The sequence below is a fragment of the Pseudomonas brassicacearum genome (assembly GCF_003732265.1).
Classification (GTDB): domain Bacteria; phylum Pseudomonadota; class Gammaproteobacteria; order Pseudomonadales; family Pseudomonadaceae; genus Aquipseudomonas; species Aquipseudomonas brassicacearum_D.
In genome coordinates, this window is sequence record NZ_MOBK01000003.1 from 1 (window position 1) to 25,878 (window position 25,878).

At 60.9% G+C, this 25,878-nt stretch carries 23 protein-coding genes; 13 read left to right on the forward strand and 10 right to left on the reverse strand.

All coding sequences use genetic code 11. The features are described 5' to 3' along the window. Nucleotides 1–74: 74 nt before the first annotated feature. Together BK660_RS09050 and BK660_RS09055 are read right to left on the reverse strand one after the other, a co-directional pair. Complete coding sequence (locus tag BK660_RS09050; RefSeq protein ID WP_123433029.1) at nucleotides 75–899, reverse strand: SDR family oxidoreductase; 825 nt, start codon at nucleotides 897–899, stop codon at nucleotides 75–77. A gap of 259 nt (nucleotides 900–1,158) precedes the next feature. Continuing rightward, a complete protein-coding gene (locus BK660_RS09055) occupies nucleotides 1,159–2,199 on the reverse strand; it encodes a threonine aldolase family protein (protein ID WP_123433030.1) in 1,041 nt (346 codons plus the stop codon). A 133-nt stretch (nucleotides 2,200–2,332) separates the two neighbouring features. Here BK660_RS09055 and BK660_RS09060 point away from each other — a divergent pair, with 133 nt between their 5' ends. The 8 genes from BK660_RS09060 to fdhA all read left to right on the forward strand — a co-directional run bounded on the left by BK660_RS09060 (nucleotide 2,333) and on the right by fdhA (nucleotide 12,466). After that, the gene (locus BK660_RS09060) at nucleotides 2,333–3,043 is read left to right on the forward strand and encodes a TraX family protein (protein WP_123433031.1); all 711 of its coding nucleotides are present in this window, start codon (nucleotides 2,333–2,335) and stop codon (nucleotides 3,041–3,043) included. A 284-nt stretch (nucleotides 3,044–3,327) separates the two neighbouring features. After that, the gene (gene glyA, locus BK660_RS09070) at nucleotides 3,328–4,581 is read left to right on the forward strand and encodes a serine hydroxymethyltransferase (protein ID WP_034147450.1); all 1,254 of its coding nucleotides are present in this window, start codon (nucleotides 3,328–3,330) and stop codon (nucleotides 4,579–4,581) included. Nucleotides 4,582–4,604: 23 nt separating this feature from the next. Beyond that, nucleotides 4,605–5,855 carry a sarcosine oxidase subunit beta gene (locus BK660_RS09075; protein ID WP_007947735.1) on the forward strand — a complete coding sequence of 417 codons (1,251 nt, stop codon included), beginning with the start codon at nucleotides 4,605–4,607 and terminating at the stop codon, nucleotides 5,853–5,855. 14 nt (nucleotides 5,856–5,869) lie between these two features. Continuing rightward, nucleotides 5,870–6,199, forward strand: coding sequence for a sarcosine oxidase subunit delta (locus BK660_RS09080; protein ID WP_007947734.1), 330 nt, complete (start codon nucleotides 5,870–5,872; stop codon nucleotides 6,197–6,199). Continuing rightward, nucleotides 6,196–9,213 carry a sarcosine oxidase subunit alpha gene (locus tag BK660_RS09085; RefSeq protein ID WP_123433032.1) on the forward strand — a complete coding sequence of 1,006 codons (3,018 nt, stop codon included), beginning with the start codon at nucleotides 6,196–6,198 and terminating at the stop codon, nucleotides 9,211–9,213. Before BK660_RS09080 ends, BK660_RS09085 begins: the two co-directional genes overlap by 4 nt. A 144-nt stretch (nucleotides 9,214–9,357) precedes the next feature. Then, complete coding sequence (locus tag BK660_RS09090) at nucleotides 9,358–9,990, forward strand: sarcosine oxidase subunit gamma (protein WP_123433033.1); 633 nt, start codon at nucleotides 9,358–9,360, stop codon at nucleotides 9,988–9,990. Nucleotides 9,991–10,200: 210 nt separating this feature from the next. Beyond that, nucleotides 10,201–11,058 (forward strand): formyltetrahydrofolate deformylase, encoded by an 858-nt coding sequence (gene purU, locus BK660_RS09095; protein WP_123433034.1) that lies wholly within the window; start codon nucleotides 10,201–10,203, stop codon nucleotides 11,056–11,058. Nucleotides 11,059–11,266: 208 nt separating this feature from the next. After that, entirely contained in the window at nucleotides 11,267–12,466 is a 1,200-nt protein-coding gene (gene fdhA / locus BK660_RS09100; RefSeq protein ID WP_007947729.1) for a formaldehyde dehydrogenase, glutathione-independent, read from the forward strand. Nucleotides 12,467–12,697: 231 nt separating this feature from the next. Here fdhA and BK660_RS09105 read toward each other — a convergent pair whose 3' ends face one another. The 3 genes from BK660_RS09105 to BK660_RS09115 are packed head-to-tail and all read right to left on the reverse strand — an operon-like array spanning nucleotide 12,698 to nucleotide 14,663. After that, a complete protein-coding gene (locus BK660_RS09105) occupies nucleotides 12,698–13,372 on the reverse strand; it encodes an anti-sigma factor (RefSeq protein WP_123433035.1) in 675 nt (224 codons plus the stop codon). Next, nucleotides 13,369–14,013 carry a sigma-70 family RNA polymerase sigma factor gene (locus BK660_RS09110; RefSeq protein WP_123433036.1) on the reverse strand — a complete coding sequence of 215 codons (645 nt, stop codon included), beginning with the start codon at nucleotides 14,011–14,013 and terminating at the stop codon, nucleotides 13,369–13,371. Before BK660_RS09110 ends, BK660_RS09105 begins: the two co-directional genes overlap by 4 nt. Before the next feature lie 56 nt (nucleotides 14,014–14,069). Continuing rightward, nucleotides 14,070–14,663 (reverse strand): fasciclin domain-containing protein, encoded by a 594-nt coding sequence (locus BK660_RS09115; RefSeq protein ID WP_123433037.1) that lies wholly within the window; start codon nucleotides 14,661–14,663, stop codon nucleotides 14,070–14,072. A 214-nt stretch (nucleotides 14,664–14,877) separates the two neighbouring features. Here BK660_RS09115 and BK660_RS09120 point away from each other — a divergent pair, with 214 nt between their 5' ends. Then, nucleotides 14,878–15,426, forward strand: a complete 549-nt coding sequence (locus BK660_RS09120) for a DUF2780 domain-containing protein (RefSeq protein ID WP_123433038.1) — start codon at nucleotides 14,878–14,880, stop codon at nucleotides 15,424–15,426. A 1-nt stretch (nucleotide 15,427) separates the two neighbouring features. Here the strand turns inward: BK660_RS09120 and BK660_RS09125 are convergent, their stop codons facing one another. After that, nucleotides 15,428–16,315 (reverse strand): acyltransferase, encoded by an 888-nt coding sequence (locus tag BK660_RS09125; protein ID WP_123433039.1) that lies wholly within the window; start codon nucleotides 16,313–16,315, stop codon nucleotides 15,428–15,430. Nucleotides 16,316–16,651: 336 nt separating this feature from the next. Between BK660_RS09125 and rloA2 the strand changes: the two genes are divergently transcribed. From rloA2 to creD, 4 genes are all read left to right on the forward strand, one after another. Then, nucleotides 16,652–17,158, forward strand: coding sequence for a retropepsin-like aspartic peptidase RloA2 (gene rloA2, locus BK660_RS09130; protein WP_123433040.1), 507 nt, complete (start codon nucleotides 16,652–16,654; stop codon nucleotides 17,156–17,158). Between the two features lie 74 nt (nucleotides 17,159–17,232). After that, on the forward strand, nucleotides 17,233–17,913 hold the full coding sequence (creB, locus tag BK660_RS09135) for a two-component system response regulator CreB (protein ID WP_123433041.1): 681 nt from the start codon (nucleotides 17,233–17,235) through the stop codon (nucleotides 17,911–17,913). Continuing rightward, the gene (gene creC, locus BK660_RS09140; RefSeq protein ID WP_123433042.1) at nucleotides 17,913–19,331 is read left to right on the forward strand and encodes a two-component system sensor histidine kinase CreC; all 1,419 of its coding nucleotides are present in this window, start codon (nucleotides 17,913–17,915) and stop codon (nucleotides 19,329–19,331) included. The genes creB and creC overlap by 1 nt, the downstream gene beginning before the upstream one ends. A gap of 203 nt (nucleotides 19,332–19,534) precedes the next feature. After that, nucleotides 19,535–20,905: a cell envelope integrity protein CreD gene (creD, locus tag BK660_RS09150; RefSeq protein ID WP_123433043.1), complete on the forward strand. Its 1,371-nt coding sequence runs from the start codon at nucleotides 19,535–19,537 to the stop codon at nucleotides 20,903–20,905. Between the two features lie 211 nt (nucleotides 20,906–21,116). Here creD and BK660_RS09160 read toward each other — a convergent pair whose 3' ends face one another. The 4 genes from BK660_RS09160 to BK660_RS09175 form a co-directional block, all read right to left on the reverse strand. After that, nucleotides 21,117–21,746, reverse strand: coding sequence for a glutathione S-transferase family protein (locus BK660_RS09160; protein WP_123433124.1), 630 nt, complete (start codon nucleotides 21,744–21,746; stop codon nucleotides 21,117–21,119). Between the two features lie 76 nt (nucleotides 21,747–21,822). Beyond that, the gene (locus BK660_RS09165) at nucleotides 21,823–22,002 is read right to left on the reverse strand and encodes a hypothetical protein (protein ID WP_123433045.1); all 180 of its coding nucleotides are present in this window, start codon (nucleotides 22,000–22,002) and stop codon (nucleotides 21,823–21,825) included. Continuing rightward, the gene (locus BK660_RS09170) at nucleotides 21,999–23,129 is read right to left on the reverse strand and encodes a PepSY-associated TM helix domain-containing protein (protein ID WP_123433046.1); all 1,131 of its coding nucleotides are present in this window, start codon (nucleotides 23,127–23,129) and stop codon (nucleotides 21,999–22,001) included. Before BK660_RS09170 ends, BK660_RS09165 begins: the two co-directional genes overlap by 4 nt. Before the next feature lie 73 nt (nucleotides 23,130–23,202). Further along, on the reverse strand, nucleotides 23,203–25,629 hold the full coding sequence (locus BK660_RS09175; RefSeq protein ID WP_123433047.1) for a TonB-dependent siderophore receptor: 2,427 nt from the start codon (nucleotides 25,627–25,629) through the stop codon (nucleotides 23,203–23,205). Nucleotides 25,630–25,878 lie beyond the last annotated feature (249 nt).

Consider the following 25,878-nt stretch of genomic DNA (forward strand, 5'->3'; position numbering starts at 1 on the left):
TCAAAGTGAATACAGCCCAAATTCTATGTTTGGGGGTTCCCCCCAAACATAGAATCTCCCACAAGGTTTGTGTTTCAGTCGATAAACAGGTCGGGCATCAGCTTGTCGTTGGTGCCGGGCTCGAAGCGATAGTGATCGAATTCGGTCACGCCATGCTCCCGCAGAATCTCCTCATCAATCAGCAATCGCCCGGTGATGCTGCGACCGCTGCTGTCCAGAATGACGTGGGCGGCATCGGCCATGATGTCGGGTGTGCGCGCATGCTTGAACGATTCCCGTGAGCCAAGCTGAAACTCAATGGCGGCGGTGGCGATCATGGTTTGAGGCCACAGCGAATTGACGCTGATGCCGTAATTCTTGAATTCCTCGCTCATGCCAATCGTCAGCATGCTCATGCCGTATTTGGTCACGGTGTAGGGGCTGTATTGGGCAAACCATTGGGTCGCCAGATTGAGCGGCGGCGACAGGTTGAGAATGTGCCCGCCGGTTTTTTTCAGATAGGGCAGGGCAGCCTGGCTGCACAGCAACACGGCGCGGGTGTTGATCTGGTGCATCAGGTCGAAGCGCTTGAGTTCGATGTGTTGCACCCCGGTCAGCTTGATGGCGCCGGCGTTGTTGATCAGCGCATCGATGGCGCCGAAATGTTCGTTGGCCTGGGCCAACGCATTACGTACCGCGTCTTCGTCACGCACATCCACCTGCAAGGCCAGCGCCTTGCCGCCTGCCGCCTCAACTTCCTGCGCCACGCTGAAAATCGTACCCGGCAACTTCGGGTGCGGCTCGGCGCTTTTGGCCGCAATCACAATGTTGGCCCCCTCACGCGCTGCGCGCAGCGCGATCTCACGGCCGATCCCGCGGCTGGCGCCAGTGATGAACAGGGTTTTGCCTTTCAAGGACATGCGTGCGCTCCTGATTATTGTTATGAGAGCGGACTAAACCGCTCGCACACAATGTAGACCAGGTAGGCGGGAAGGAACTGCTTGCGAGGAGCTTTTGTGGCGAGGGGGCTTGCCCCCGTTCGGCGGCGGAGCCGTCGTAAACCAGCCAATGCGGTCTGCCTGATAGACCGCATTCTCAGTATTTGGGGCCGCTTCGCCGCCCAACGGGGCGATGCGGCGTTCCGACAAGCCCCCTCGCCACAGGGGATCGGATTGCTGCTTAGCGGGACATGACTTCGCGGATGTCGGCGGCGAGTTCGCGTACGCGTTCTTCTTCGGTGTCCCACGAGCACATGAAGCGTGCGCCGCCGTTGCCGATGAAGGTGTAGAAGCGCCAGCCCTTGGCGGTCAGTGCGGCGATGGCTGGTTCCGAGAGTTGCAGGAACACGCCGTTGGCCTGCACCGGGAACATCAGTTCCACGCCCGGAATGTCGCTCACCAGTTCGGCCAGCAACTGCGCGCAGCGGTTGGCGTGGCGGGCGTATTTGAGCCAAGCATCGTTTTCCAGAATCCCGACCCATGGCGCCGACAGAAAGCGCATCTTCGAGGCCAGTTGACCGGCCTGTTTGCAGCGGTAGTCGAAGTCTTCAGCCAGCTTGTGGTTGAAGAACAGAATCGCCTCGCCGACCGCCATGCCGTTTTTCGTACCGCCGAAGCACAACACGTCTACACCGGCCTTCCAGGTCAGGTCTGCCGGGGAGCAACCGAGGAACGCGCACGCATTGGAGAACCGCGCGCCGTCCATGTGCAGGTTCAGGCCCAGCTCTTTGCAGGTGGCGCTGATGGCGCGGATTTCTTCCGGGGTGTAGACGCTGCCGACTTCGGTGGCCTGGGTCAGGGTTACGACGCGCGGTTTCGGGTAGTGGATGTCCTGGCGCTTGAGGGCGACTTCGCGGATCGATTCCGGGGTCAGCTTGCCGTTTTCAGTGCGGGCGATCAGCAGTTTGGAACCGTTGGAGAAGAATTCAGGTGCGCCGCATTCGTCGGTTTCGACGTGGGCGGTTTCCGAGCAGATCACGCTGTGGTAACTCTGGCACAGCGACGACAGGGCCAGCGAGTTGGCGGCGGTGCCGTTGAAGGCAAAGAACACTTCGCAGTCGGTTTCGAACAATTTGCGGAAATCGTCGGACGCGCGAGCGGTCCATTCATCGTCGCCATAAGCGCGCTGGTGGCCGTGGTTGGCCTGTTCCATGGCGGCCCAGGCTTCAGGGCAGATACCGGAATAGTTGTCGCTGGCGAATTGTTGGCTCTTGTCGGTCATGGCCCTGCTTTCCGTGGTCGAGACGCCTATGGTGAAGCGACTCGTGGTCAATGATGGTGCGCACTTTACCGAAGATCATCCGGGGAGCACACGCGATGCGTCTGACAGAAAAATACAAAGACGACGGGCAATTATGCACATGACTCAACGGGATGGGGCACTGGATCTGCTCAAGTGGCTGGCGCTGCTGAGCATGGTGCTCGATCACCTGCGATATGTCGGTTATTCCGTCGATCTGCTGTATGTGCCAGGACGGCTGGCGTTTCCGTGGTTCTGTCTGGCGATGGCAGTGAATGTTTCCCGTACATGGGAAGTGACACATCAGTGGCGGTATCTGGGTTGGTTGCTGCTGTTCAGTGCCATCAGCGAGATCCCTTACAGGCTGTACATTCCTGATCCCGACACGTTGAACGTGTTGCCTACGTTGGCGCTTGGGCTGTTGGTGGCGCGGGGCTGGCAGCACCCGACGCTGCAATCGCGACTGCTGGCGGTCGCCGCTCTGACGCTGGCAGCCGTGTTCCCGGAGCGACTGATGTTTGGTTTTTTCGGGGTGTTGTTGCCGCTGGCGATGTTGCTGGTGATCCGGCGTCCCTGGTATTTCGCGCTGCTGCCGGGGCTGGTGTGCCTGGCGGCCAATGAATGGCGGGTGCTGATTCAAGCCGCGAAGCTGGGCAACAGTGCTGCTGTTCCGGGCATTGCCGCTTGTCTGATTGCGCCATTGCTGGGAATGCTGCTTTTGCGACATGCCCAAGGCATTCATCCACCAGCGATGCGGCGCTGGGCGTATGCCCTGTATCCGCTGCATTTTTTCCTGCTGTTACTTGTCCGCCAGATCGCAACCTAACCCCTGTGGGAGCGGGCTTGCTCGCGAAGAGGGTGTGTCAGGCGACATCAATGTTGCCTGATACACCCTCTTCGCGAGCAAGCCCGCTCCCACAGGGATCCCGAGTGGCTCGGGGGTCGTGTCCGGTCAGGCATTTCGGCTCATGTCGTAAACGCACCTTTGCGTGGCGTCCGTAGGCATTTGGCCTGTCTGCGCCGGTCATACCATCGCATCCAAAGGGCACTGTCGAAACACCGGTGCCTTACCGAGACGAATGGCGCATAGATGCCGCTGGGAGAGACGCGATGTTCAGCAAGCAAGACCAGATCCAGGGTTACGACGATGCACTGCTGGCGGCGATGAATGCCGAAGAGCAACGTCAGGAAGATCACATCGAGCTGATCGCGTCAGAGAACTACACCAGCAAACGCGTCATGGAAGCGCAAGGCAGTGGCCTGACCAACAAATACGCCGAAGGCTATCCGGGCAAGCGCTACTACGGTGGCTGCGAGCACGTCGACAAGGTCGAAGCCCTGGCCATCGAGCGCGCCAAGCAACTGTTCGGTGCCGACTACGCCAACGTCCAGCCGCACTCCGGCTCTTCGGCCAATAGCGCTGTGTACCTGGCCCTGATCCAGCCGGGCGACACCATCCTCGGCATGAGCCTGGCCCACGGTGGTCACCTGACCCACGGCGCCAAAGTGTCGTCCTCGGGCAAGCTGTACAACGCCGTGCAGTACGGCATCGACACCAAAACCGGGTTGATCGATTACGACGAAGTCGAGCGTCTGGCCGTCGAGTGCAAGCCGAAGATGATCGTTGCAGGCTTCTCGGCTTACTCCAAGACCCTCGACTTCCCACGCTTCCGTCAGATCGCCGACAAAGTCGGTGCCCTGCTGTTCGTCGACATGGCGCACGTCGCCGGTCTGGTCGCTGCCGGTCTGTACCCGAACCCGCTGCCGTACGCTGACGTGGTGACCACCACCACGCACAAGACCCTGCGCGGTCCACGTGGCGGCCTGATCCTGGCCAAGTCCAACGAAGAAATCGAGAAGAAGCTCAACGCGGCCGTTTTCCCGGGTGCCCAGGGCGGCCCGCTGATGCACGTGATCGCGGGTAAAGCGGTGTGCTTCAAGGAAGCGCTGGAGCCGGGCTTCAAGGCTTATCAACAACAAGTGATCGACAACGCCCAGGCCATGGCCGGCGTGTTTATCAAACGCGGCTACGATGTAGTGTCCGGCGGTACCGATAACCATCTGTTCCTGGTCAGCCTGATCCGTCAGGGCCTGACCGGCAAAGACGCGGATGCAGCCCTCGGTCGCGCCCACATCACCGTGAACAAGAACGCTGTCCCGAACGATCCACAGTCGCCGTTCGTGACCTCCGGCCTGCGCATCGGCACCCCGGCGGTGACCACGCGCGGCTTCAAGGTGACCCAGTGCGTCACGCTGGCCGGCTGGATCTGCGACATCCTCGACAACCTCGGCGATGCCGATGTCGAAGCCAATGTCGCGCAGCAAGTATCGGCCCTGTGCGCGGACTTCCCGGTTTATCGCTGAGCGCGGTTTTGGAGTAAATGACTATGCAACGCTACTCGGGCTTCGGCCTCTTCAAACACTCCCTCAGCCATCACGAAAACTGGCAGAAAATGTGGCGCACGCCGACCCCTAAAAAGGTCTATGACGTGGTCATCGTCGGCGGTGGCGGGCATGGTCTGGCGACCGCCTACTACCTCGCCAAGGAACACGGCATCACCAACGTGGCCGTGGTCGAAAAGGGCTGGCTGGGCGGCGGTAACACCGCGCGCAACACCACCATCGTTCGCTCCAACTACCTGTGGGACGAATCGGCGCACCTGTACGAACACGCGATGAAACTGTGGGAAGGCCTGTCCCAGGACCTGAACTACAACGTGATGTTCTCCCAGCGTGGCGTTTACAACCTGTGCCACACCCTGCAGGACATTCGTGATTCCGAGCGTCGGGTCAGCGCCAACCGCCTCAACGGCGTGGACGGCGAACTGCTCGATGCCAAACAAGTGGCCGACGAGATTCCGTACCTCGACTGCTCGAAAAACACCCGCTACCCGGTGATGGGCGCAACCGTTCAGCGTCGCGGCGGCGTGGCTCGTCACGATGCCGTGGCCTGGGGCTTTGCCCGTGCCGCTGACGCCTTGGGCGTGGACCTGATCCAGCAGACCGAAGTGATCGGTTTCCGCAAGGAAAACGGCGTGTGCATCGGCGTCGAAACCAACAAGGGCTTCATCGGCGCCAAGCGCGTCGGTGTCGTGACCGCCGGTAACTCCGGGCACATGGCCAAGCTCGCCGGTTTCCGCCTGCCGATCGAATCCCATCCGCTGCAAGCGCTGGTGTCCGAGCCGATCAAGCCGATTATCGACAGCGTGATCATGTCCAACGCCGTACACGGTTACATCAGCCAGTCCGACAAGGGCGACCTGGTGATCGGCGCCGGTATCGACGGCTACAACGGCTACGGCCAGCGTGGTTCGTACCCGGTGATCGAGCACACCATCCAGGCCATCGTCGAGATGTTCCCGGTGCTGTCCCGCGTACGCATGAACCGGCAGTGGGGCGGCATCGTCGACACCACGCCGGATGCATGCCCGATCATCTCGAAAACCCCGGTACCAAACATGTTCTTCAACTGCGGTTGGGGCACCGGCGGCTTCAAGGCGACACCTGGCTCGGGCAACGTGTTTGCCGCGAGTCTGGCCAAGGGTGAAATGCACCCATTGGCTGCACCTTTCTCCATCGACCGTTTCCACAACGGTGCGTTGATCGATGAACACGGCGCTGCTGCGGTTGCCCACTAACAGGAGAAATCCCCATGTTGCATATCTTCTGTCCTCACTGCGGCGAACTGCGCTCCGAAGAGGAATTCCACGCATCCGGCCAGGCGCACATCCCGCGTCCACTGGACCCGACTACCTGCACCGACGAGGAGTGGGGCGACTACATGTTCTTCCGCGATAACCCTCGCGGTCTGCACCACGAGTTGTGGGACCACGTTGCCGGTTGCCGTCAGTACTTCAACGTCACCCGCGACACCGTGACCTACGAGATTCTCGAGACCTACAAGATCGGCACCAAGCCGCAGTTCACCGACAAGACTGAAAGTCCGAAAGCGGCCGCGCAGGCTCTGGGAGCTAAGGTATGAGCCAGATCAATCGCCTGTCCAACGGTGGACGGATCGACCGCAACAAAGTGCTGAACTTCACCTTCAACGGCCAGAGCTACAAAGGCTTTGAAGGCGACTCGCTGGCCGCAGCACTGCTGGCCAACGGTGTCGACATCATCGGTCGCAGCTTCAAGTATTCCCGTCCGCGCGGCATCTTCGCTGCGGGCGCTGAAGAGCCGAACGCCGTGCTGCAGATCGGCGCGACCGAAGCCACGCAGATCCCGAACGTACGCGCCACGCAACAAGCGCTGTACCAAGGCCTGGTCGCCACCAGCACCAACGGCTGGCCAAGCGTGAACAACGACATGATGGGGATTCTCGGCAAGGTCGGCGGCAAGCTGATGCCACCGGGCTTCTACTACAAAACCTTCATGTACCCGCAATCGTTCTGGATGACCTACGAGAAGTACATTCGCAAGGCCGCAGGTTTAGGCCGCTCGCCGACCGAGAACGATCCGGACACCTACGACTACATGAACCAGCACTGCGACGTGCTGATCGTCGGCGGTGGCCCTGCTGGCCTGGCCGCTGCACTCGCCGCCGCGCGCAGCGGTGCCCGTGTGATCCTCGCCGATGAACAGGAAGAGTTCGGCGGCAGCCTGCTCGACTCCCGCGAAAGCCTCGACGGCAAGCCTGCTGCCGAATGGATCGCCAGCGTCATCGCCGAATTGAAAGACACCCCGGACGTGCTGCTGTTGCCGCGCGCCACGGTCAACGGTTACCACGACCATAACTTCCTTACCATTCACGAGCGCCTGACCGATCACCTCGGCGACCGTGCTCCGATTGGCCAGGTGCGTCAGCGCATCCACCGCGTTCGCGCCAAACGTGTCGTGCTGGCGACCGGCGCTCACGAGCGTCCACTGGTCTACGGCAACAACGACGTGCCGGGCAACATGCTCGCCGGTGCAGTCTCGACTTACGTGCGCCGCTACGGCGTGGCACCGGGCAAAAAACTGGTGCTGTCGACCAACAACGATCACGCCTACCGCGTTGCTCTGGATTGGCTCGACGCCAGCCTGCAAGTGGTGGCCATCGCCGACGCCCGCAGTAATCCGCGTGGTGCACTGGTTGAAGAAGCTCGCGCCAAAGGCATCCGAATCCTCACTGGCAGCGCCGTGATCGAGGCCCGTGGCAGCAAGCACGTGACCGCCGCTCGCGTTGCCGCGATCGATGTCAAAGCACACGCCGTGACCAGTCCTGGCGAGTGGCTCGAATGCGACCTGGTGGCCAGTTCCGGCGGCTACAGCCCGGTGGTTCACCTGGCGTCGCACCTGGGCGGCAAGCCGATCTGGCGTGAAGACATCCTCGGTTTCGTACCGGGCGAAGCACCGCAAAAACGCGTGTGCGTCGGTGGCATCAACGGCGTCTACGGCCTCGGCGATTCCCTGGCCGACGGTTTTGAAGGGGGCGCTCGCGCCGCTGCCGAAGCCGGGTTCCAAATGGTCGAAGGCGTACTGCCTAAAGCCTTGAGCCGTCTGGAAGAGCCAACCCTGGCGCTGTTCCAGGTGCCGCACGAAAAAGCTACCGCCCGGGCGCCGAAGCAATTCGTCGACCTGCAAAACGACGTTACCGCCGCCGCCATCGAACTGGCGACCCGCGAAGGCTTCGAGTCGGTCGAGCACGTCAAGCGCTACACCGCGCTGGGTTTCGGTACCGACCAGGGCAAGCTCGGCAACGTCAACGGCCTGGCCATTGCCGCCCGTTCGCTGAACGTGACCATCCCGCAGATGGGCACCACCATGTTCCGCCCGAACTACACGCCGGTGACCTTCGGCGCCGTGGCCGGTCGTCACTGTGGGCACATCTTCGAACCGGTCCGTCACACCGCATTGCATCACTGGCACGTGAAGAACGGCGCCGAGTTTGAAGATGTCGGTCAGTGGAAACGTCCATGGTACTTCCCGAAAAGCGGTGAAGACATTCATGCCGCGGTGAAACGCGAATGCAAAGCCGTGCGCGACAGCGTCGGCCTGCTGGACGCGTCGACCCTGGGCAAGATCGATATCCAGGGCCCGGACACCCGCGAGTTCCTCAACCGCATCTACACCAACGCCTGGACCAAGCTCGATGTGGGCAAGGCGCGTTACGGCCTGATGTGCAAAGAAGACGGCATGGTGTTCGACGACGGCGTGACGGCATGCCTGGCCGACAACCATTTCGTGATGACCACCACCACCGGCGGCGCTGCACGCGTGCTGCAATGGCTGGAAATCTACCACCAGACCGAATGGCCGGAGCTGAAGGTGTACTTCACCTCCGTGACGGATCACTGGGCAACCATGACCCTGTCCGGGCCGAACAGCCGCAAGCTGCTCAGCGAAGTGACCGACGCCGATCTGAGCAACGAAGCCTTCCCGTTCATGACCTGGAAAGAAGCGCTGGTCGGCGGTGTGCCAGCGCGGATTTTCCGGATTTCGTTTACCGGTGAGCTGTCGTACGAAGTCAACGTGCAGGCCGACTACGCCATGGGCGTGCTCGAGAAAATCGCCGAGGCCGGCAAGAAGTACAACCTGACTCCGTATGGCACAGAAACGATGCACATTCTGCGGGCCGAGAAGGGTTTCATCATCGTCGGTCAGGACACTGACGGCTCGATGACTCCGGATGACTTGAACATGGGCTGGTGTGTGGGGCGCACCAAACCGTTCTCGTGGATCGGTCAGCGTGGCATGAACCGCGAAGACTGCGTGCGTGATCAACGCAAACAACTGGTGGGCCTGAAGCCGATCGACCCGACCAAATGGCTGCCGGAAGGTGCGCAACTGGTGTTCAACACCAAGCAGGCGATCCCGATGACCATGGTCGGCCACGTGACCTCCAGCTACCTGCACAACTCCCTGGGCTACTCGTTTGCGATGGGCGTGGTGAAAGGCGGGTTGAAGCGCATCGGTGAGCGAGTGTTCGCACCGCTGGCGGATGGCAGCGTGATCGAGGCGGAAATTGTTTCTTCGGTGTTCTTCGATCCGAAAGGTGATCGCCAGAACATTTAATGACCTCGGGTCCTGTGGGCGGGCGGCTATTCGCGAGCAGGCTCGCTCCCACAGGGGAACGCGGTTGAATGTGGGAGCTAGCCTGCTGGCGATGACGGCAGTGCAGCCACCACAGGAACCAACAGAATTCAGGAAAGGTGCTTTATGACCGCAGCCAATGTTTACCAACAACGCCCAACCACCGGGGCCAAGGCCGAGTCGTCGCTGCATCACGCCGACCTCGCCAGCCTGGCGGGCAAGGGCCGCAAAAATGCCGGCGTAATCGTGCGTGAGAAGAAACTCCTCGGCCACCTGACCATTCGTGGCGATGGCCACGATGCTGCGTTTGCCGCCGGCGTTCACAAGGCACTCGGCATCGAATTGCCGGGTGCGCTGACCGTCGTCATCAAAGGCGAAACCAGCCTGCAATGGATGGGGCCGGATGAGTGGCTGCTGATCGTGCCGACCGGTGAAGAATTCGCTGCCGAGCAAAAATTGCGTGAAGCGCTGGGTGACCTGCACATCGCAATCACCAACGTCAGCGGCGGCCAGCAGATCCTCGAACTGAGCGGCCCGAACGTGCGCCAGGTGCTGATGAAATCCACCAGCTACGACGTGCACCCCAACAGCTTCCCGGTGGGCAAGGCGGTGGGCACGGTGTTCGCCAAGTCGCAACTGGTGATCCGCCATACCGCCGAAGACACCTGGGAACTGCTGATCCGCCGTAGCTTCTCGGATTACTGGTGGTTGTGGTTGCAGGATGCGGCGGCTGAATACGGCCTGAGCGTTCAGGCGTAATTGTGGCGAGGGAGCTTTTGTGGCGAGGGGGCTTGTCGGAACGCCGCACCGCCCCGTTGGGTCGCGCAGCGGCCCTAATTCCTGATTGCTCGGTCTGACTGACACACCGCGTTTGCTGGATTTACGACTGCTTCGCAGCCGAACGGGGGCAAGCCCCCTCGCCACAGAGTTCTCTGTGACCACGGAATTTGTTACAGGAGTCACCGCACTATGAGCCGCGCCCCAGACACATGGATTCTGACCGCCGACTGCCCAAGCGTCCTCGGCACCGTGGACGCGGTGACCCGCTTTCTGTTCGAGCAGGGCTGCTACGTCACCGAGCACCATTCCTTCGATGACCGGCTCTCCGGCCGCTTCTTCATTCGTGTGGAATTCCGTCAGCCTGACGGTTTCGACGAGCAGGTTTTCCGCGCCGGTCTCGAAGAGCGCGGTGCCCATTTCGGCATGGTCTTCGAACTGACCGCGCCGAACTACCGGCCAAAAGTGGTGATCATGGTCTCCAAGGCCGATCACTGCCTCAACGACTTGCTTTACCGCCAGCGCATCGGCCAATTGTCGATGGACGTGGCCGCCGTGGTCTCCAACCACCCGGACCTCAAGCCGCTGGCCGACTGGCACCAGATTCCCTACTACCACTTCCCGCTGGACCCCAACGACAAGCCGTCGCAGGAGCGTCAGGTGTGGCAGGTGATCGAAGAGTCCGGCGCCGAACTGGTGATTCTTGCGCGCTACATGCAAGTCCTGTCGCCGGAGCTGTGCCGCAAACTCGACGGCAAGGCGATCAACATTCATCACTCCCTGCTGCCCGGTTTCAAGGGCGCCAAGCCGTATCACCAGGCCTACAACAAGGGCGTGAAACTGGTCGGCGCCACGGCGCATTACATCAACAACGACCTGGACGAGGGACCGATCATTGCCCAGGGCGTGGAGGCAGTGGACCACAGTCATTACCCGGAAGACCTGATCGCCAAGGGGCGGGATATTGAAGGGCTGACCCTGGCCCGGGCGGTTGGTTATCACATTGAAAGGCGAGTGTTTTTGAACGCGAACAGAACCGTCGTTCTTTAGATCGCTTTCGCGAGCAAGCCCGCTCCCACATTTGATCGTGGGCGTAAACAGAATTTGTGAACGGCACAAATCCAATGTGGGAGCGGGCTTGCTCGCGAAGAGGCCCTGACAGACAACACAAGACACACAGGCAATAACCCGAGCAATCAACGCGCCGCCGCTCCATGGCGACGCGACCGCTACATAAAAACAACAGCGAGGTGAAAGCATGTCTGGCAATCGTGGTGTGGTGTATCTCGGCAATGGCAAAGTCGAAATACAGAAAATCGACTATCCGAAAATGCAGGACCCGCGCGGCAGGAAGATCAACCACGCTGTCATCCTGCGTGTGGTTTCCACCAACATCTGTGGTTCCGACCAGCACATGGTGCGCGGCCGTACCACTGCTCAGACCGGTCTGGTGCTCGGCCACGAGATCACCGGCGAAGTCATCGAGAAGGGCAGCGACGTCGAAAACCTGCAAATCGGCGATCTGGTGTCCGTACCGTTCAACGTTGCTTGCGGGCGCTGCCGTTCCTGCAAAGAGATGCACACCGGTGTCTGCCTCAGCGTCAACCCGGCGCGTCCCGGCGGTGCTTACGGTTACGTCGACATGGGCGACTGGACCGGCGGCCAGGCCGAATACGCGATGGTGCCGTACGCTGACTTCAACCTGCTGAAACTGCCGGATCGCGATCGTGCGATGGAAAAAATCCGCGACCTGACCTGCCTCTCCGACATCCTGCCCACCGGTTACCACGGCGCAGTGACGGCTGGCGTTGGCCCAGGCAGCACCGTGTACATCGCGGGTGCCGGTCCGGTCGGTCTGGCGGCAGCCGCTTCTGCTCGCCTGCTGGGCGCGGCGGTGGTGATCATCGGTGACGTAAACACCGTTCGCCTGGCACACGCCAAGGCGCAAGGCTTCGAAATCGCCGACCTGTCCCTGGACACGCCGCTGCACGAACAAATCGCTGCACTGCTGGGCGAACCGGAAGTGGATTGCGCCGTCGACGCCGTAGGCTTCGAAGCGCGCGGTCACGGCCATGACGGCGTGAAACACGAGGCTCCGGCCACCGTGCTCAACTCGCTGATGGGCGTGGTTCGTGTCGCCGGTAAAATCGGTATCCCTGGCCTTTACGTGACTGAAGACCCGGGCGCGGTGGATGCCGCCGCGAAAATGGGCAGCCTGAGCATCCGCTTTGGTCTGGGCTGGGCCAAATCCCACAGCTTCCACACCGGCCAGACGCCAGTGATGAAGTACAACCGCCAGTTGATGCAGGCGATCATGTGGGACCGCATTCACATTGCCGACATCGTGGGTGTGGAAGTCATCAGCCTGGATGACGCGCCACGTGGTTACGGCGAGTTTGATGCGGGCGTGCCGAAGAAGTTTGTGATCGATCCGCACAAACTGTTCAGCGCGGCGTAAGCCTTCACGCAAAACAAAACGGCGACCTTCGGGTCGCCATTTTTTTTTGGACCTCACACACAACCCTGTGGCGAGGGGGCTTGCCCCCGTTGGGCAGCGAAGCGGCCCCAAATTTTGCCAACGCGATCTGACAGATACACCGCATTTGCAGATCTTGCGACTGCTTCGCAGCCGAACGGGACGGTGCGGCGATCCGACAAGCCCCCTCGCCACAAAAGCTCATCAGTGCTTTCAGAGGGCGGCGAGCGCGCCTTGATACAGGACCGGCCCGGTGGGTTGTCCGGTTGGCGAGCCACCTTTTGGCTCAAGACTCACCGCCAGCGCAATCGGTTTGCCGATCAACGCTTTCTGCGCATCGCTCAACTCCACGCGGCCCTTGCCGTCAGCCGGAATCACACCGAGGGAAATCGGTTTGCCACCCGCCGGAATCGCCCACAGCTCCAGACTGCGCCCTGGATCGACCGCTGCAAGCGTCAGCGGCTCGACCTTCAGATAATTCTCATGCGCTTCAACCTTGAGCGCAGGTTGTGCGTCGGCCGTCAGCAACGTGGCGCTGTATCGCGCACTATCGCGGTTATAAATCACACCCAGCGTCACGGCGATTACCAGCGAACACATCGCCGCGGTAATCCGCAACCAGTTCCAGAACGGACGCTTCTCAGGTACATGCAGCACTTGCGGTTCGATGCGTGCGGTAATCCCGTGCCATACGCGCTCCGGCACCGGTTGCTCTGGCGAGGCTTCGGTCAGGCTGGCGAGGCTTTCCTGCCACTGCGCCAGTTCTGCACGCAACGCGGCGTCTTCCCGCAACAACTGCTCAAAACGTCGACGCACGGCAGCGGGCATCAAACCGATGGCGTAGTCGGCGGCGAGGGCGCGGCGCAGGGACTGGGTTTGGTAGTTCATGATTCAAGGCACCTGCGCAGGCGTTCCATGCCCCTGCGGATCCAGGATTTCACCGAGCCCAGTGGCGCGGCCAGATGCTCGGCCAGTTCAGAGCAGGACAAGCCCTGAAAATACGCGACAGTGATCGATTGACGCTGCATGCCTTCAAGGCTTTCCAGGCAGCGGTTCAAGGCGTTGGCCTCGCGGGCGCTGGTCAATTGTTCGTGAGCCGAGGGGCTTTCATCTACCAGTGCCTGTTCTTCGAGATCAGTCAGTGGCCGGTCGCGGTGTTTACGTAACTGGTCGATGGCCTGGTTTCGCGTGATGTTGATCATCCATGTCAGCGGTGCCGACAGGTGAGCCTCATACCGCGAGGCGTTGTTCCAGATGCGCACAAAGCTTTCCTGCAGCACTTCTTCGGCCAGGTCCGGGCGCCCCATGAAGCGCAGGGCCACGCCATGCAGGCGTGGGCCGACGCTGCGGTAAAGCGTCTCGAAAGCGCGGCGGTCGCCCAGTGAGCATTGGGCCAACAGCTGCCTGAGCTGATCGGTGTCGGCAATGGAAATAGCGGTTCTCCAGACAGGCGGGGGAGCGAAGGAGGGCTGCGTGCGGTGCGGGTTGCAGGCAGAGGTTAGTTCACGGCGCGCAGCAGTTCCACTCACGGTCGGATACCTCGGAAGAGTCCGCCGGCCCCGATGCGCAGGGCCAGCGGCACGGCTCAACTTTTCGGCATCAGCACTTTGTCGATGACCTGAATCACGCCGTTGGACTGGTACACGTCGTAAGTGGTGATGTCGGCGACGTCACCTTTTTCATCCTTGATGGTGATGTTGTGCGGGCCATTCATCATCGCCCACAGCTTGCCGCCGGCGACGGTGGTGAGCTCGGTCTTGCCACCACCGGCCTTGATCTTCTCGGCCAGGGTCATCATGTCGAGTTTGCCGGCGACTACGTGGTAGGTCAGGAGTTTACTCAGCGCCGCCTTGTTCTCGGGTTTGAGCAACGTATCGACCGTCCCGGCGGGCAGGGCGGTGAAGGCCGAGTTGACGGGAGCGAATACGGTGAACGGACCTTTGCCTTTGAGGGTGTCGACCAGGCCGGCGGCTTTTACGGCGGCGACGAGGGTGGTGTGGTCGGAGGAGTTCACCGCGTTCTCGACGATATTTTTGCTGGGCAACATGCTTTGCCCGCCGACCATGACCGTGTCGTGGCTCATGTCCGCCGCCTGGACGGTGTTCAGGATGAAACCGCCGCCAAGGGCCAGGGTCAGCAGGCTGGCAATCAACGGTGTTTTGATCGAAGTGCGTTTCATGGTGATGTCCTTGTGGGGGAGAATCGGCCAGGAATGTCTGTCCGTGCTTGATATACGCGGCACGCAGCAGACTGGATGCAGCACGGTAGAATTCTCTTTGACTGTCCACCAAGGCCCCGCCAGGACTGGGAACAATCCTCGGGGATACCAGTCCAACGGACAGTTTTTCGCCGCCCATTGAGGTGCGGTGTTCATGGCACAAGAGGATGTCTGGATGAAGATTTCACGCGGTTTTGCACTGGCTTCGCTGATGAGTCTGGCGGCCAGCCCGGTCTTTGCCCAGTTCAGCCTGAACGATGCGGCCAATGCCATCTCCGGCATGAAGGGCGAAAACGCCGCCGAAGCGGCCGCGCCAACCCCGCAGACGGCCGATCTGCTGGGTGCGCTGACGCAATTGAACGTGACACCAGAACAAGCCGTTGGCGGCGCCGGGGCGATGCTCGGGTTGGCCAAGAATCAATTGAGTTCGACCGATTACTCAGAGTTGGCCAAAAGCGTACCGGGAATCGACATCTTGTCGGGCGGTGGTGAGCTGGGTGCCCTCGCAGGCTTGCTCGGTTCGTCCGGCAAGGCCGCCGGTCTGGATAACGCCTTGGGTAACGTGAAGAACACTAATGACTTGAACGACGCTTTCAGCGCATTGGGGATGGACGGCGGAATGATTGGCCAGTTCGCCCCGGTACTCTTGCAATATTTCGGTCAGCAAGGCGTTGGCGGTTCGTTGCTGAACAGCCTTGGCAGCATCTGGGGCGCCGGCAGTTGATTCAACGGCGTTCGGCGCGCAATGCGTCGATGCGCTGGTCCTTTTCGATCCAGAGCTGGTTGACCCAGTTCTGGATCGTTTCGCGAAACACCGGATCGTTTTCGTAATCGCCTTGCCACAGCGCCGGGTCTAGTTCGCGGGTCTTGATGTCGATGATGACCCTCGGCACGTTACCGCTGATCAAATCCCAGAACCCCGGAATCGCCTGCTGCGGATACACCACCGTCACATCGAGCACGGCGTCCAGCTGTTCGCCCATCGCCGCCAGCACAAACGCCACGCCGCCGGCCTTGGGCCGAAGCAGGTGAGTGAAGGGTGATTGCTGCTGGGTGCTTTTCGCGGCGGTGTAGCGTGTGCCTTCCAGGTAGTTGACCACCGTCACCGGCTGGCGCTTGAACAACTCGCACGCCGCTTTGGTGATCTCCAGATCCTTGCCGGCCAGCTCCGGATGTTTGGCCAGGTAGGCCTTGGTGTAGCGCTTCATGAACGGATAATCCAGCGCCCACCATGCCAGACCGAGGAACGGCACCCAGATCAGCTCTTTCTTGAGGAAGAACTTGAAGAACGGTGTGCGCCGGTTCAGGGTCTGGATCAATGCCGGGATATCGACCCAGGATTGATGGTTGCTGATCACCAGATAGGACGTGTCGACCCGCAGGCCTTCGCCGCCGCGGATGTCCCAGCGGGTCGGGATGCATAGACGGAAGATCAGCTTGTCGATCTCGGCCCAGGTCTCGGCGATCCACATCACTGCCCATGAGGCGTAGTCGCGATAGCGACCGGGCAGGACCAGTTTGAGCAGGGCAAACACCATCAGCGGCCCGATCAGGACCAGGGTGTTGAGCAACAGCAGGAGGGTGACGAAACAGCCGGTGAGCAGGCGGCGCATAAGTAACTCTTGGGATCATTTGGGCGCGTCATGATAAGCAGCTTCGGGCGGGAGGCCAAATCGGGGGTGACGAATGTTTCACCTTTGGGGCGTTAACCTAGCCGCCTGCTGATATCTACTGTGGCGAGGGGGCTTGCCCCCGTTGGGCGGCGAAGCGGCCCCAAAAGGATGTGTCGCGATCTATCAGGTAGATTGAATGAACCGGTTTACGACTGCTTTGCCGTCGGACGGGGGCAAGCCCCCTCGCCACAGGTATCTATGACAGTCCAACTATCTTTGTTGTTTGCGGTCTAGAGTTCGGCCACTGCGCCCCAATTCCCAAAGGATGCCCATTACGTGAAATCGATCCTCGCACTGCTTTCCCTGGTGGCCCTGCCAGTCCTGGCCGCCGAGCCGACCCTGTACGGGCGTTACGAATACATCGCGCTGCCGGAAATCGGCGGCGAAGTGCTCAAGGCCAAGATGGACACCGGCGCCCTGACCGCGTCGCTGTCGGCCAAGGACATCGAAACCTTCACCCGCGACGGCGAAGACTGGGTACGTTTCCGCCTTGCCACCAAGGACGCCAGCAACAAGGTCTACGAACACAAGGTCGCGCGGATCAGCAAGATCAAGACCCGCTCCGAAGAAGAGGACGATGACAAGGAAGCGGTCGAGCCCACCAAGCGTCCGGTGGTCGATCTGGAACTGTGCCTGGGCAACGTCAAGCGCACCGTCGAGGTCAACCTGACCGACCGCAGCAGCTTCAACTACCCTTTGTTGATCGGCGCCAAGGCCTTGCGTGAATTCGGCGCGGCGGTGAACCCGGCACGCCGTTTTACTGCCGACAAACCCGACTGCTGAATTCAAGTGGTCTCATTGACGTGACGTGAGCCTTGGGGCACCGTTCGCCCACTTCATAACCGGGCCAGGACGCCATGCCTCATATCTTGATTGTCGAAGACGAAGCGGCGATTGCCGACACCCTGGTTTTCGCGTTGCAGGGTGAAGGCTTCACCACGACCTGGCTGAGCCTGGGCGCGGCAGCGCTGGATCATCAGCGCGCCACGCCGGCCGATTTGATCATTCTCGACATTGGCTTGCCGGACATCAGCGGCTTCGAGACCTGTAAGCAATTGCGCCGTTTCAGCGAAGTGCCGGTGATCTTCCTCAGTGCCCGCGATGCCGAAATCGATCGTGTGGTGGGACTGGAAATCGGTGCCGACGATTACGTGGTCAAGCCGTTCAGTCCGCGGGAAGTGGCCGCTCGGGTCCGGGCCATTCTCAAACGCATGGCACCAAGGACCGTGGCTGAATCCGCATCGGCGTTGTTTCGGATCGACAACGAACGAGTGCAAATCAGCTATCGCGGTCAATCGCTGAGCCTGACCCGTCACGAATTCCGCCTGCTGCAATGCCTGCTGGAACAACCCGAGCGGGTGTTCAGCCGCGAGCAATTGCTTGATGCGCTGGGCATCGCCGCCGATGCCGGTTACGAGCGCAGCATCGACAGCCACATCAAGAGTGTGCGCGCCAAATTGCGTCTGGTGCGGGCGGATGCCGAGCCGATCCAGACCCATCGCGGCCTCGGCTACAGCTACAGCCCGGGGCACAGCTGATGCCGCTGGGGATCCGGATTTTCTTGGTCTATGTGTTGTTCATCGGTCTGACCGGTTACTTCGTGCTCAACACCGTGATGGAAGAAATCCGCCCCGGTGTGCGCCAGTCCACCGAAGAAACCCTGGTCGACACGGCCAACCTGATGGCCGAAATCCTGCGCGACGACTTCAAGGCCGGCACCCTCAACCAGAATCGCTGGCCCGAGTTGCTCAAGGCTTACGGCGAGCGGCAACCGAAGGCGAGCATCTGGGGCTTGCCGAAGAATCAGGTCAATCACCGCATCTACGTCACCGACGCCAAAGGCATCGTGGTGCTGGACTCCAGCGGCGCGGCGGTGGGGCAGGATTACTCGCGCTGGAACGACGTCTACCTGACCCTGCGCGGCGAATACGGTGCGCGCTCCACGCGCAGCGATCCAAACGATGCCAACTCTTCGGTGATGCACGTCGGCGCGCCGATCCGCGACAACGGCCAGATCATCGGCGTGGTCACCGTGGCCAAGCCCAACAGCTCGTTGCAGCCTTACGTCGATCGCACCGAACGACGATTGCTGGCCTATGGCGCCGGGCTGATCGGCCTCGGTCTGTTGTTCGGTGCGCTGTTGTCGTGGTGGTTGAGCGCGGCGCTGCGACGGTTGACCGCTTATGCGCAAGCGGTGAGTGACGGGCGACGGGTCGAGGTGCCGCATTACCGTGGCGGCGAACTGGAGCAACTGGCGACAGCGGTGGAGCAGATGCGCACGCAGCTCGAAGGCAAGGCTTACGTCGAGCGTTATGTGCACACGCTGACCCATGAGTTGAAGAGCCCGTTGGCGGCGATTCGCGGGGCGGCGGAGTTGCTGCAGGGCGAGATGCCGTTGGCGCAGCAGCAGCGGTTCGTCAGCAATATCGACAGCGAAAGCGTGCGCATGCAGCAGTTGATCGAGCGGCTGCTGAACCTGGCGCAGGTGGAACAACGCCAAGGTCTGGAGGAGCGGGTGGCGGTGCCGTTGGCCGGGTTGGTGGATGAATTGTTGAAGGCTCAGGCTGCGCGGATCGAGGGCAAGCAATTGCGCGTTGAGCAACGGATTTCAGCGGACCTGACGCTAACCGGTGAGCCGTTTCTGTTGCGTCAGGCACTGGGGAATTTGTTGGAGAATGCGCTGGATTTCACCCCGGTTCAGGGTGTGCTGCGTTTCAGCGCCGAGCGTATTGGGGAGCAGATTGAGTTCAGGCTGTTTAACCAGGCGGAGGCGATTCCTGACTATGCGTTGCCGCGTCTCAGCGAGCGGTTTTACTCGCTCCCGCGTCCCGATAGCGGGCGGAAAAGTACCGGGTTGGGGCTTAATTTTGTCGAAGAAGTGGTCGAGTTGCATGGCGGGACATTCAGCATTGGCAATTTTGAGGGCGGTGTTGAAGTGAGATTGCGCCTGGCTTAGGGCCTAGTCGCGGCATTCGCGAGCAAGCCCGCTCCCACATTTGATCAGCGCCGCCTGCAAATTTTGAATTCACTGGAGATCTAATGTGGGAGCGGGCTTGCTCGCGAAGGTGCCGGTCCAGTCTCCACACAATCTCCATAATCCCCCCATAAATCCCCCACACAGCGCTTCCAGACTCTCCCCATCCAAACAGGGAGAGTCCCATGAACCGCAGCCTGACCTTGAAACTCGGGGCAATAGCCCTTTTGATTCTGCTATTGCTCATTCCATTGCTGATGATCAACGGCATCATCCAGGACCGCCAGCAACTGCGTGACGGTGTACTCGAAGACATCGCCCGCAGTTCCAGTTACAGCCAGCAACTGAGCGGCCCGCTGATGGTGGTGCCGTATCGAAAAGTGGTGCGCACCTGGAAGCTCAACGAGAAAACCAACCAGCGCTACCAGGACATCGGTGAAGAGCGCGGTCGTTTGTACTTCCTGCCAGAGCGTTTCGAGCTCGATGGCCAGATCCAGACCGAACTGCGCTCACGAGGCATTTACGAGGCGCGCCTGTTCCACGCTGAAAACCACATCAGCGGGCATTTCTCGGTGCCTGCGCAATGGGGCATCAAGGAAGATTTCGCGGATTACCAGTTCGACCAGCCGTTTCTGGCGGTGGGCATCAGTGACATTCGCGGCATCGAAAATGCGTTGAAACTGGACCTGAACGGCCAGACGCTGGACTTCGTTCCGGGCAGTCAGGTGGGTTGGCTGGGGGAGGGCGTACACGTGACACTGCCGGCGCTGGACACCAAACAAGTCACGGAACTGGCCTTCGGTTTTGACCTGCGTTTGCAGGGCACCGGGCAGTTGCAGATTCTGCCGGTGGGCAAGACCAGCAAAGTCTCGCTGAGCGCGAACTGGCCGCATCCGAGCTTCATCGGCAACTACCTGCCGGCCCAGCGTGAAGTCACCGATCAAGGTTTTACGGCCAACTGGCAGACCTCGTTCTTCTCCACCAACCTGCAGGAAGCGCTGAGCAGTTGTGTATCCGGCGGTGGTTGCGAGGCGTACAACGGACGCAGCTTTGGCGTGAGCTTTATCGATCCGGTGGATCAGTATCTGAAGAGTGATCGGGCGATCAAATATGCGTTGCTGTTCATCGTCCTGACCTTCGCAGGGTTCTTCCTGTTCGAAGTGCTGAAAAGCCTGGCGGTGCACCCGGTGCAATACGCGTTGGTCGGCGTGGCCTTGGCGTTCTTTTATCTGTTGCTGCTGTCGCTGTCCGAACACATCGGCTTTGCCCTGGCGTATCTGTTGTCGTCGGCGGGCTGTGTGCTGTTGATCGGTTTCTATGTCTGCCATGTGCTGCGCAGCGTGCGGCATGGCTTGAGTTTTTCGGCGGGGTTGGCGGCGTTGTACGGCTTGCTCTATGGCTTGCTGAGTGCCGAGGATTACGCGCTGTTGATGGGCTCGTTGTTGCTGTTCGGTTTGCTTGGGGTGTTCATGGTGTTGACCCGTAAGCTGGACTGGTATGGGATCGGGCAGAAGAGTGCGAAGCCGATGGTGTTTGATCTGGGGGCGGTGGAATGAGCCGGTCGTTGGGGTTGCGGGAGGATCAGCGGGAAGGGGAGGTATTGGCGACGCTGGTTTTTGAGCTGTTTCCATTAGATCGGGTGTGGTCCATTCGCGAGCAGGCTCGCTCCCACAGGGGATCTTCGGTGGACTCAAATGCTGTGTACACCAACGATCAAACTGTGGGAGCGAGCCTGCTCGCGAAGGGGCCGGTACAGCCGACGCCAATCTAAACCTTAGGCATCGTCGCCAACATCGAAGGCCGCTGACTCACCTCGAAATACCATGCCGCCAACTGCGGATTCGCCTCGCGCCATTCCAGATCCGGATGGCGCAAGTCGATGTAGCCCAGGGCACAGGCAACGCTGATCGCTGCGACATCGAAATGGCTGGTCAGCTCGGCAATCGCGTCTTTTTCCAGCAACGCCAAGCCGCGACGAATCTTGTCGCGCTGCGCATCCAGGTACTCGTCCCAATGCTTCTGCGGGTCGCGCAGGACCAACTCGTAACGAACCAACACCGACGCGTCCATGATCCCGTCGGCCACGGAGGCCAGGGTCAGGCGCCGCCAGCGAGCCGAGCCTTCGCGCGGAATCAGCGGGTTGCCGACGTGCTGGTGATCGAGGTAATCGAGGATCACCCGGCTGTCATGGATGACGGTGCCGTCGGCCAGGCGCAGGGCGGGGATTTTGCCCAGCGGGTTGTCTTCGTTGAGTGACAGGTCCGGGTTCACCGGTGTGAGTACACAGTCCTGCAGCGCCACGCGGCCGGTCTGACCGGTCTCGTGCAGCAGCACCATGACTTTACGAACGAAGGGCGATAACGAGTTGTGGTACAGGGTCATGCTGGGGGCGGACATGGCGACGTCTCGGTCGGTGGCAGTGTCGGGCAGCATAGCGCGTTGACCCGATAGCTCAAGCTCGCTCCTACACAGTTCAGTGGCGTTGCAGCAGGCCACGCAGGGCGAAGAACGCGGGCACGCCCAGGCCGAGCCAGCTCAGGGCGTCCCACACGCCGTCACCCAGCAGTGCGGCGAACAATCCGGCAGCGCTGAGCAAGGCGATAAACACGGGCGTGCCGAAGACCTTCCAGAAGTTCGATTGCCTGCGCTTCATGCTTGAGCCTCGGCAGGTTCGAGCACGGGTTTTGCCGCTTTGCGCCGCACCACCCACAGGTAAATCCCGCTGCCGAGCACGATGATGGTCAGCACATCGAGGGTCGCCCACAGGATCTTCATCGGCATACCGCCGTAATCGCCAAAGTGCAGGGGCTGCGACATGCCCATGGCGTCCATGTACCACGGCCGTTCAGCCACGGCGGTGACTTGCAGGGTGCTGGCGTCGATCAGCACCGGTGTCAGCAAGTGCGACGTCAGGTGGGTGCTGCCTTTCATGAACACCGCGTAATGGTGTTCGCTGGAAAAACGCGTGCCGGGAAAGGCGATGAAGTCAGGCGTCATGTCTGGCGCCACTTCTTCGGCGATGTCGAGCAAACGGCTCGCCGGTGCGAGGTGCGTCAGCGGCGGCGCGTCGCGGTACGGCGCGACCATCGCGGTCAGGCTGTCATTGCGCCAGGCAGCAATCAGCAGGTCGGCGCAGGCGCTGATCACGCCGGTCACACCGACAACCAGCGCCCAGGTCAGCGTGATCACGCCGATCAGGTTGTGCAGATCCAGCCAGCGCAGGCGGGCGGATTTGTCCTGGCGCACGGTGGCGAATTTCAAGCGACGCATGAAGGGCAAGTACAGCACGGTCCCGGAAATGATCGCAGCCACAAACATCAGCCCCATGAACGCCAGCAGCAACTTGCCCGGCAGACCGGCAAACATGTCCACGTGCAGGCGCAGCATGATCATCATGAAGCCGCCATTGGCCGAGGGCATTTCCACGGCTTCGCCAGTGCGGGCGTCGAGCATGAAAGTGTGGGAGGAGTTCGGCTCGGTGGCGGCGGTGGCCGCCATGATCGTAACGGCGCCGTTGGGCTCGTCGTCTTCAAAACCGAAATATTGCATGACCTCACCGGGGCGGTGCTTTTCAGCCGCCCGCACCAACTGCTGCAAATCCAGCCTCGGCGTGTCCGCCGGCATCGACTTCAACTCGGCGGCATCGCCCAGCAGATGGTCGATCTCGTGGTGGAAGATCAACGGCAATCCGGTCAGTGCCAGCATCAGCAGGAAGACCGTGCAGATCAGGCTGGTCCAAGTGTGGACGAAGGACCAGCGGCGAATTGTTTTACTTTTCATTTCCAGGCCTTCAGAAATACCAAAGCCGCCCTGAAGAGGACGGCCTGGTGTTGGGGCATGTCAGGTCAGACGATTACCACTTGTAGGTTGCACTGGCGACGACGCTGCGCTGGTCGCCGTAGTAGCAGTAGAAACTGTCGCACGTGGAGATGTAGTCCTTGTTGAACAAGTTAGTGGCGTTCAGGGCCAGGGACGCACCTTTCAGGGTGTTGTCCAGGCGGCCGAGGTCGTAATGAACGGCGGCGTCGAACAGGGTGTAGGCATCGGCCTTGCCCAGTTCGGTGTTGGCCTGGTCGCCGTAGGTGTTGCCGGTGTAGCGAACGCCGGCGCCTACGCCGAAACCGTCCAGCACGCCGTTGTGCCAGGTGTAGTCCGTCCACAGCGAGGCCTGTTGGTTAGGCATCAGTTGCAGGCGATTGCCCTTGAAGTCGCCATCCTGCACTTCGGATTTGGCCAGGGTGTACGCGGCGATGAGCTTGAGGTTTTCGGTCACGTCGGAAACCGCTTCCAGTTCCAGGCCTTTGACTTTGACTTCACCGGTCTGGCTGGTGATCGGCGTGGCGCCGACGGTGGTGGTGACCGAGACGTTTTTCTGGGTCAGGTCGTAGATCGCAGCGGTCAGCAGGGTGTCGCTGCCGGGCGGCTGGTACTTGATGCCCAGTTCCCACTGCTTGCCTTCGGTGGGTTTGAACGATTCGGTGGACGAAGCCGCCGCACCGGTGGTCGGCTGGAAGGATTCGGCGTACGACAGGTACGGCACGAAGCCCGAGTCGAACACGTAGCTGATCGCTGCGTTGCCGCTGAAATTCTTGTCGCGCTCGGTGTTGGTGGCATCGCCCTTGTTGAAGAACTTGGTGCCGGTGTGCACCCAGTCTTCACGGCCGCCGAGGGTCAGGCGCCATTGGTCGAGGGCTATTTGATCCTGCACATACAGGCCGGTCTGGTAGGTCTTCTGGTCGTAATCGTAGAACGCGGTGGAACGCGCCGGACGCTCGATCGGCAAGCCATGGATCGGGTTGTTGACGTTGATCGGCGGCGCGCTGCCGAAGATCGAGGTGTAGTTGGTGTTGCTGCGCTGGTGGTCCAGACCCAGCAGCACGGTGTGATTCACTTCACCGGTCGCGAAGTCGGCCTGGAAGTTGTTGTCCACGGCGAACTGGCTGATGTCTTCGTCAACGCTGGTGGTGGTGCGGTCAACGTTGCCCGCATCATCCACCTGGAAGAACGGATACGAACCGACGGTGATAGCCTGGAACGACAGGTCCGACTTGGTGTAACGCAGGTTCTGCCGGAATTGCCAGACGTCGTTCAGGCGATGTTCAAACGCATAGCCCAGCGCGTAGTAGGTGCGATCGTAGTATTCCCAGTCCGGGTCACCGAGGTTCTTGTGGTGGGAAATATCGCCGAACGGCATGTCGATTTTGGTGCCTTGCACCGGCAGGAACTGGCTGGTGATGCCGGTATCGTCACGGGTGAACTGGGTGAGCAAGGTGAACCGGGTGTCTTCGTCGATGTTCCAGGTCAGGCTCGGCGCGATGTTGTAGCGCTTGTTCTCGACGTGGTCGATCTGCGTGTCGCTGTCGCGCACCACGCCGCTCAAGCCGTAGAGAAACTCGCCTTCGTCATCGATCTTGCCGGTGCTGGCGAAGTTGATCTGGCGCTGGTTGTCGCTGCCGTATTGCACCTCGATCTCGCTACTATCCACAGCACTTGGGCGGCGGCTGACCATGTCGAGCAGGCCGCCGGGCGGGGTCTGGCCGTATACCGAGGATGCCGGGCCGCGCAGCACGGCGAGGCGATCGAGGTTCCAGGTTTCCTGTTTCGGGTTGGCGTACACGCCTTTGGGCAGTGGCAGGCCGTCGAGGAACTGGGTCGGTTCGAAACCACGCACGCGCAACCAGTCGGCGCGGGTGTCGCTGCCGTAGCTGCTGGCGGTGGTGCCGGGCATGTAGCGTACGGCGTCATCGAGGTTCTGGACGTTGCGGTCGTCCATTTGCTCGCGGGTAACGACGGAAATAGAGCGCGGTGCTTCGACCAGCGCGGTGTCGGTCTTGGTGCCGGCGGCGGTGCGTTTGGCGAGGTAGCCATCGACCGGGCCCCAGGCGCTTTCGGTGTTTTCCACACCGATGACGGCAGTTTCCGGCAGGGCCAGTGTGCCCTCGGGAATGGCCACCAGGCTGTAGGTGCCAGCGCTGCTCTGTTCCAGTTGCAGACCGGTGCCGCGCAAGGCTTCACGCAGGGCGGCGGCCGCGTCGAACTGACCCTTCACCGGTGCCGAGGTCTTGCCTGCGGCCAGGGATGGATTCAGCGACAGCGCCAGACCGGCCTGGCTGGCAATCTGATTCAGGGTGCTGGCCAATGGCGCAGCCGGCAGGTTGTAGGCGTGAACGCTGGAGGCCTGTTCAGCGGCGATCAGCTGAGTGCTGGCCAGAGGGGCGCAAAGGGCAATGGCGATTGCCAGCAGACTGGGGCGCAACAAGGTGTTCAGCGAACGGGACATACGGCGGCTCCTGAATGGAAACATTTCTCAATTGCTTAGGTGCCGGACGAGAATTGAAAAGTGATAGGGCTGGATGAAAATAATTTCGATTCAGTAATTGGATGCTGATTTGAAGACAGTATTGTGGCGAGGGGGCTTGTCGGATCGCCGCACCGTCCCGTTCGGCTGCGGAGCAGTCGTAGACTCAGCGAATGCGGTTTGCCAAGAAAGCTCGGGGCCGCTTCGCGACCCAACGGGGGCAAGCCCCCT

Bases quoted from the DNA above. Each gene is read 5' to 3' on its own strand.
- fdhA (WP_007947729.1), top strand. From the start codon at position 11,267: ATGTCTGGCAATCGTGGTGTGGTGTATCTCGGCAATGGCAAAGTCGAA.
- creD (WP_123433043.1), top strand. From the start codon at position 19,535: ATGAACCGCAGCCTGACCTTGAAACTCGGGGCAATAGCCCTTTTGATT.
- BK660_RS09060 (WP_123433031.1), top strand. From the start codon at position 2,333: ATGCACATGACTCAACGGGATGGGGCACTGGATCTGCTCAAGTGGCTG.
- BK660_RS09120 (WP_123433038.1), top strand. From the start codon at position 14,878: ATGAAGATTTCACGCGGTTTTGCACTGGCTTCGCTGATGAGTCTGGCG.
- creC (WP_123433042.1), top strand. From the start codon at position 17,913: ATGCCGCTGGGGATCCGGATTTTCTTGGTCTATGTGTTGTTCATCGGT.
- creB (WP_123433041.1), top strand. From the start codon at position 17,233: ATGCCTCATATCTTGATTGTCGAAGACGAAGCGGCGATTGCCGACACC.
- BK660_RS09170 (WP_123433046.1), bottom strand. From the start codon at position 23,129: ATGAAAAGTAAAACAATTCGCCGCTGGTCCTTCGTCCACACTTGGACC.
- BK660_RS09160 (WP_123433124.1), bottom strand. From the start codon at position 21,746: ATGTCCGCCCCCAGCATGACCCTGTACCACAACTCGTTATCGCCCTTC.
- BK660_RS09165 (WP_123433045.1), bottom strand. From the start codon at position 22,002: ATGAAGCGCAGGCAATCGAACTTCTGGAAGGTCTTCGGCACGCCCGTG.
- BK660_RS09050 (WP_123433029.1), bottom strand. From the start codon at position 899: ATGTCCTTGAAAGGCAAAACCCTGTTCATCACTGGCGCCAGCCGCGGG.
- purU (WP_123433034.1), top strand. From the start codon at position 10,201: ATGAGCCGCGCCCCAGACACATGGATTCTGACCGCCGACTGCCCAAGC.
- BK660_RS09055 (WP_123433030.1), bottom strand. From the start codon at position 2,199: ATGACCGACAAGAGCCAACAATTCGCCAGCGACAACTATTCCGGTATC.
- BK660_RS09090 (WP_123433033.1), top strand. From the start codon at position 9,358: ATGACCGCAGCCAATGTTTACCAACAACGCCCAACCACCGGGGCCAAG.
- BK660_RS09125 (WP_123433039.1), bottom strand. From the start codon at position 16,315: ATGCGCCGCCTGCTCACCGGCTGTTTCGTCACCCTCCTGCTGTTGCTC.
- BK660_RS09105 (WP_123433035.1), bottom strand. From the start codon at position 13,372: ATGAACTACCAAACCCAGTCCCTGCGCCGCGCCCTCGCCGCCGACTAC.
- BK660_RS09175 (WP_123433047.1), bottom strand. From the start codon at position 25,629: ATGTCCCGTTCGCTGAACACCTTGTTGCGCCCCAGTCTGCTGGCAATC.
- BK660_RS09080 (WP_007947734.1), top strand. From the start codon at position 5,870: ATGTTGCATATCTTCTGTCCTCACTGCGGCGAACTGCGCTCCGAAGAG.
- BK660_RS09085 (WP_123433032.1), top strand. From the start codon at position 6,196: ATGAGCCAGATCAATCGCCTGTCCAACGGTGGACGGATCGACCGCAAC.
- BK660_RS09115 (WP_123433037.1), bottom strand. From the start codon at position 14,663: ATGAAACGCACTTCGATCAAAACACCGTTGATTGCCAGCCTGCTGACC.
- glyA (WP_034147450.1), top strand. From the start codon at position 3,328: ATGTTCAGCAAGCAAGACCAGATCCAGGGTTACGACGATGCACTGCTG.
- BK660_RS09075 (WP_007947735.1), top strand. From the start codon at position 4,605: ATGCAACGCTACTCGGGCTTCGGCCTCTTCAAACACTCCCTCAGCCAT.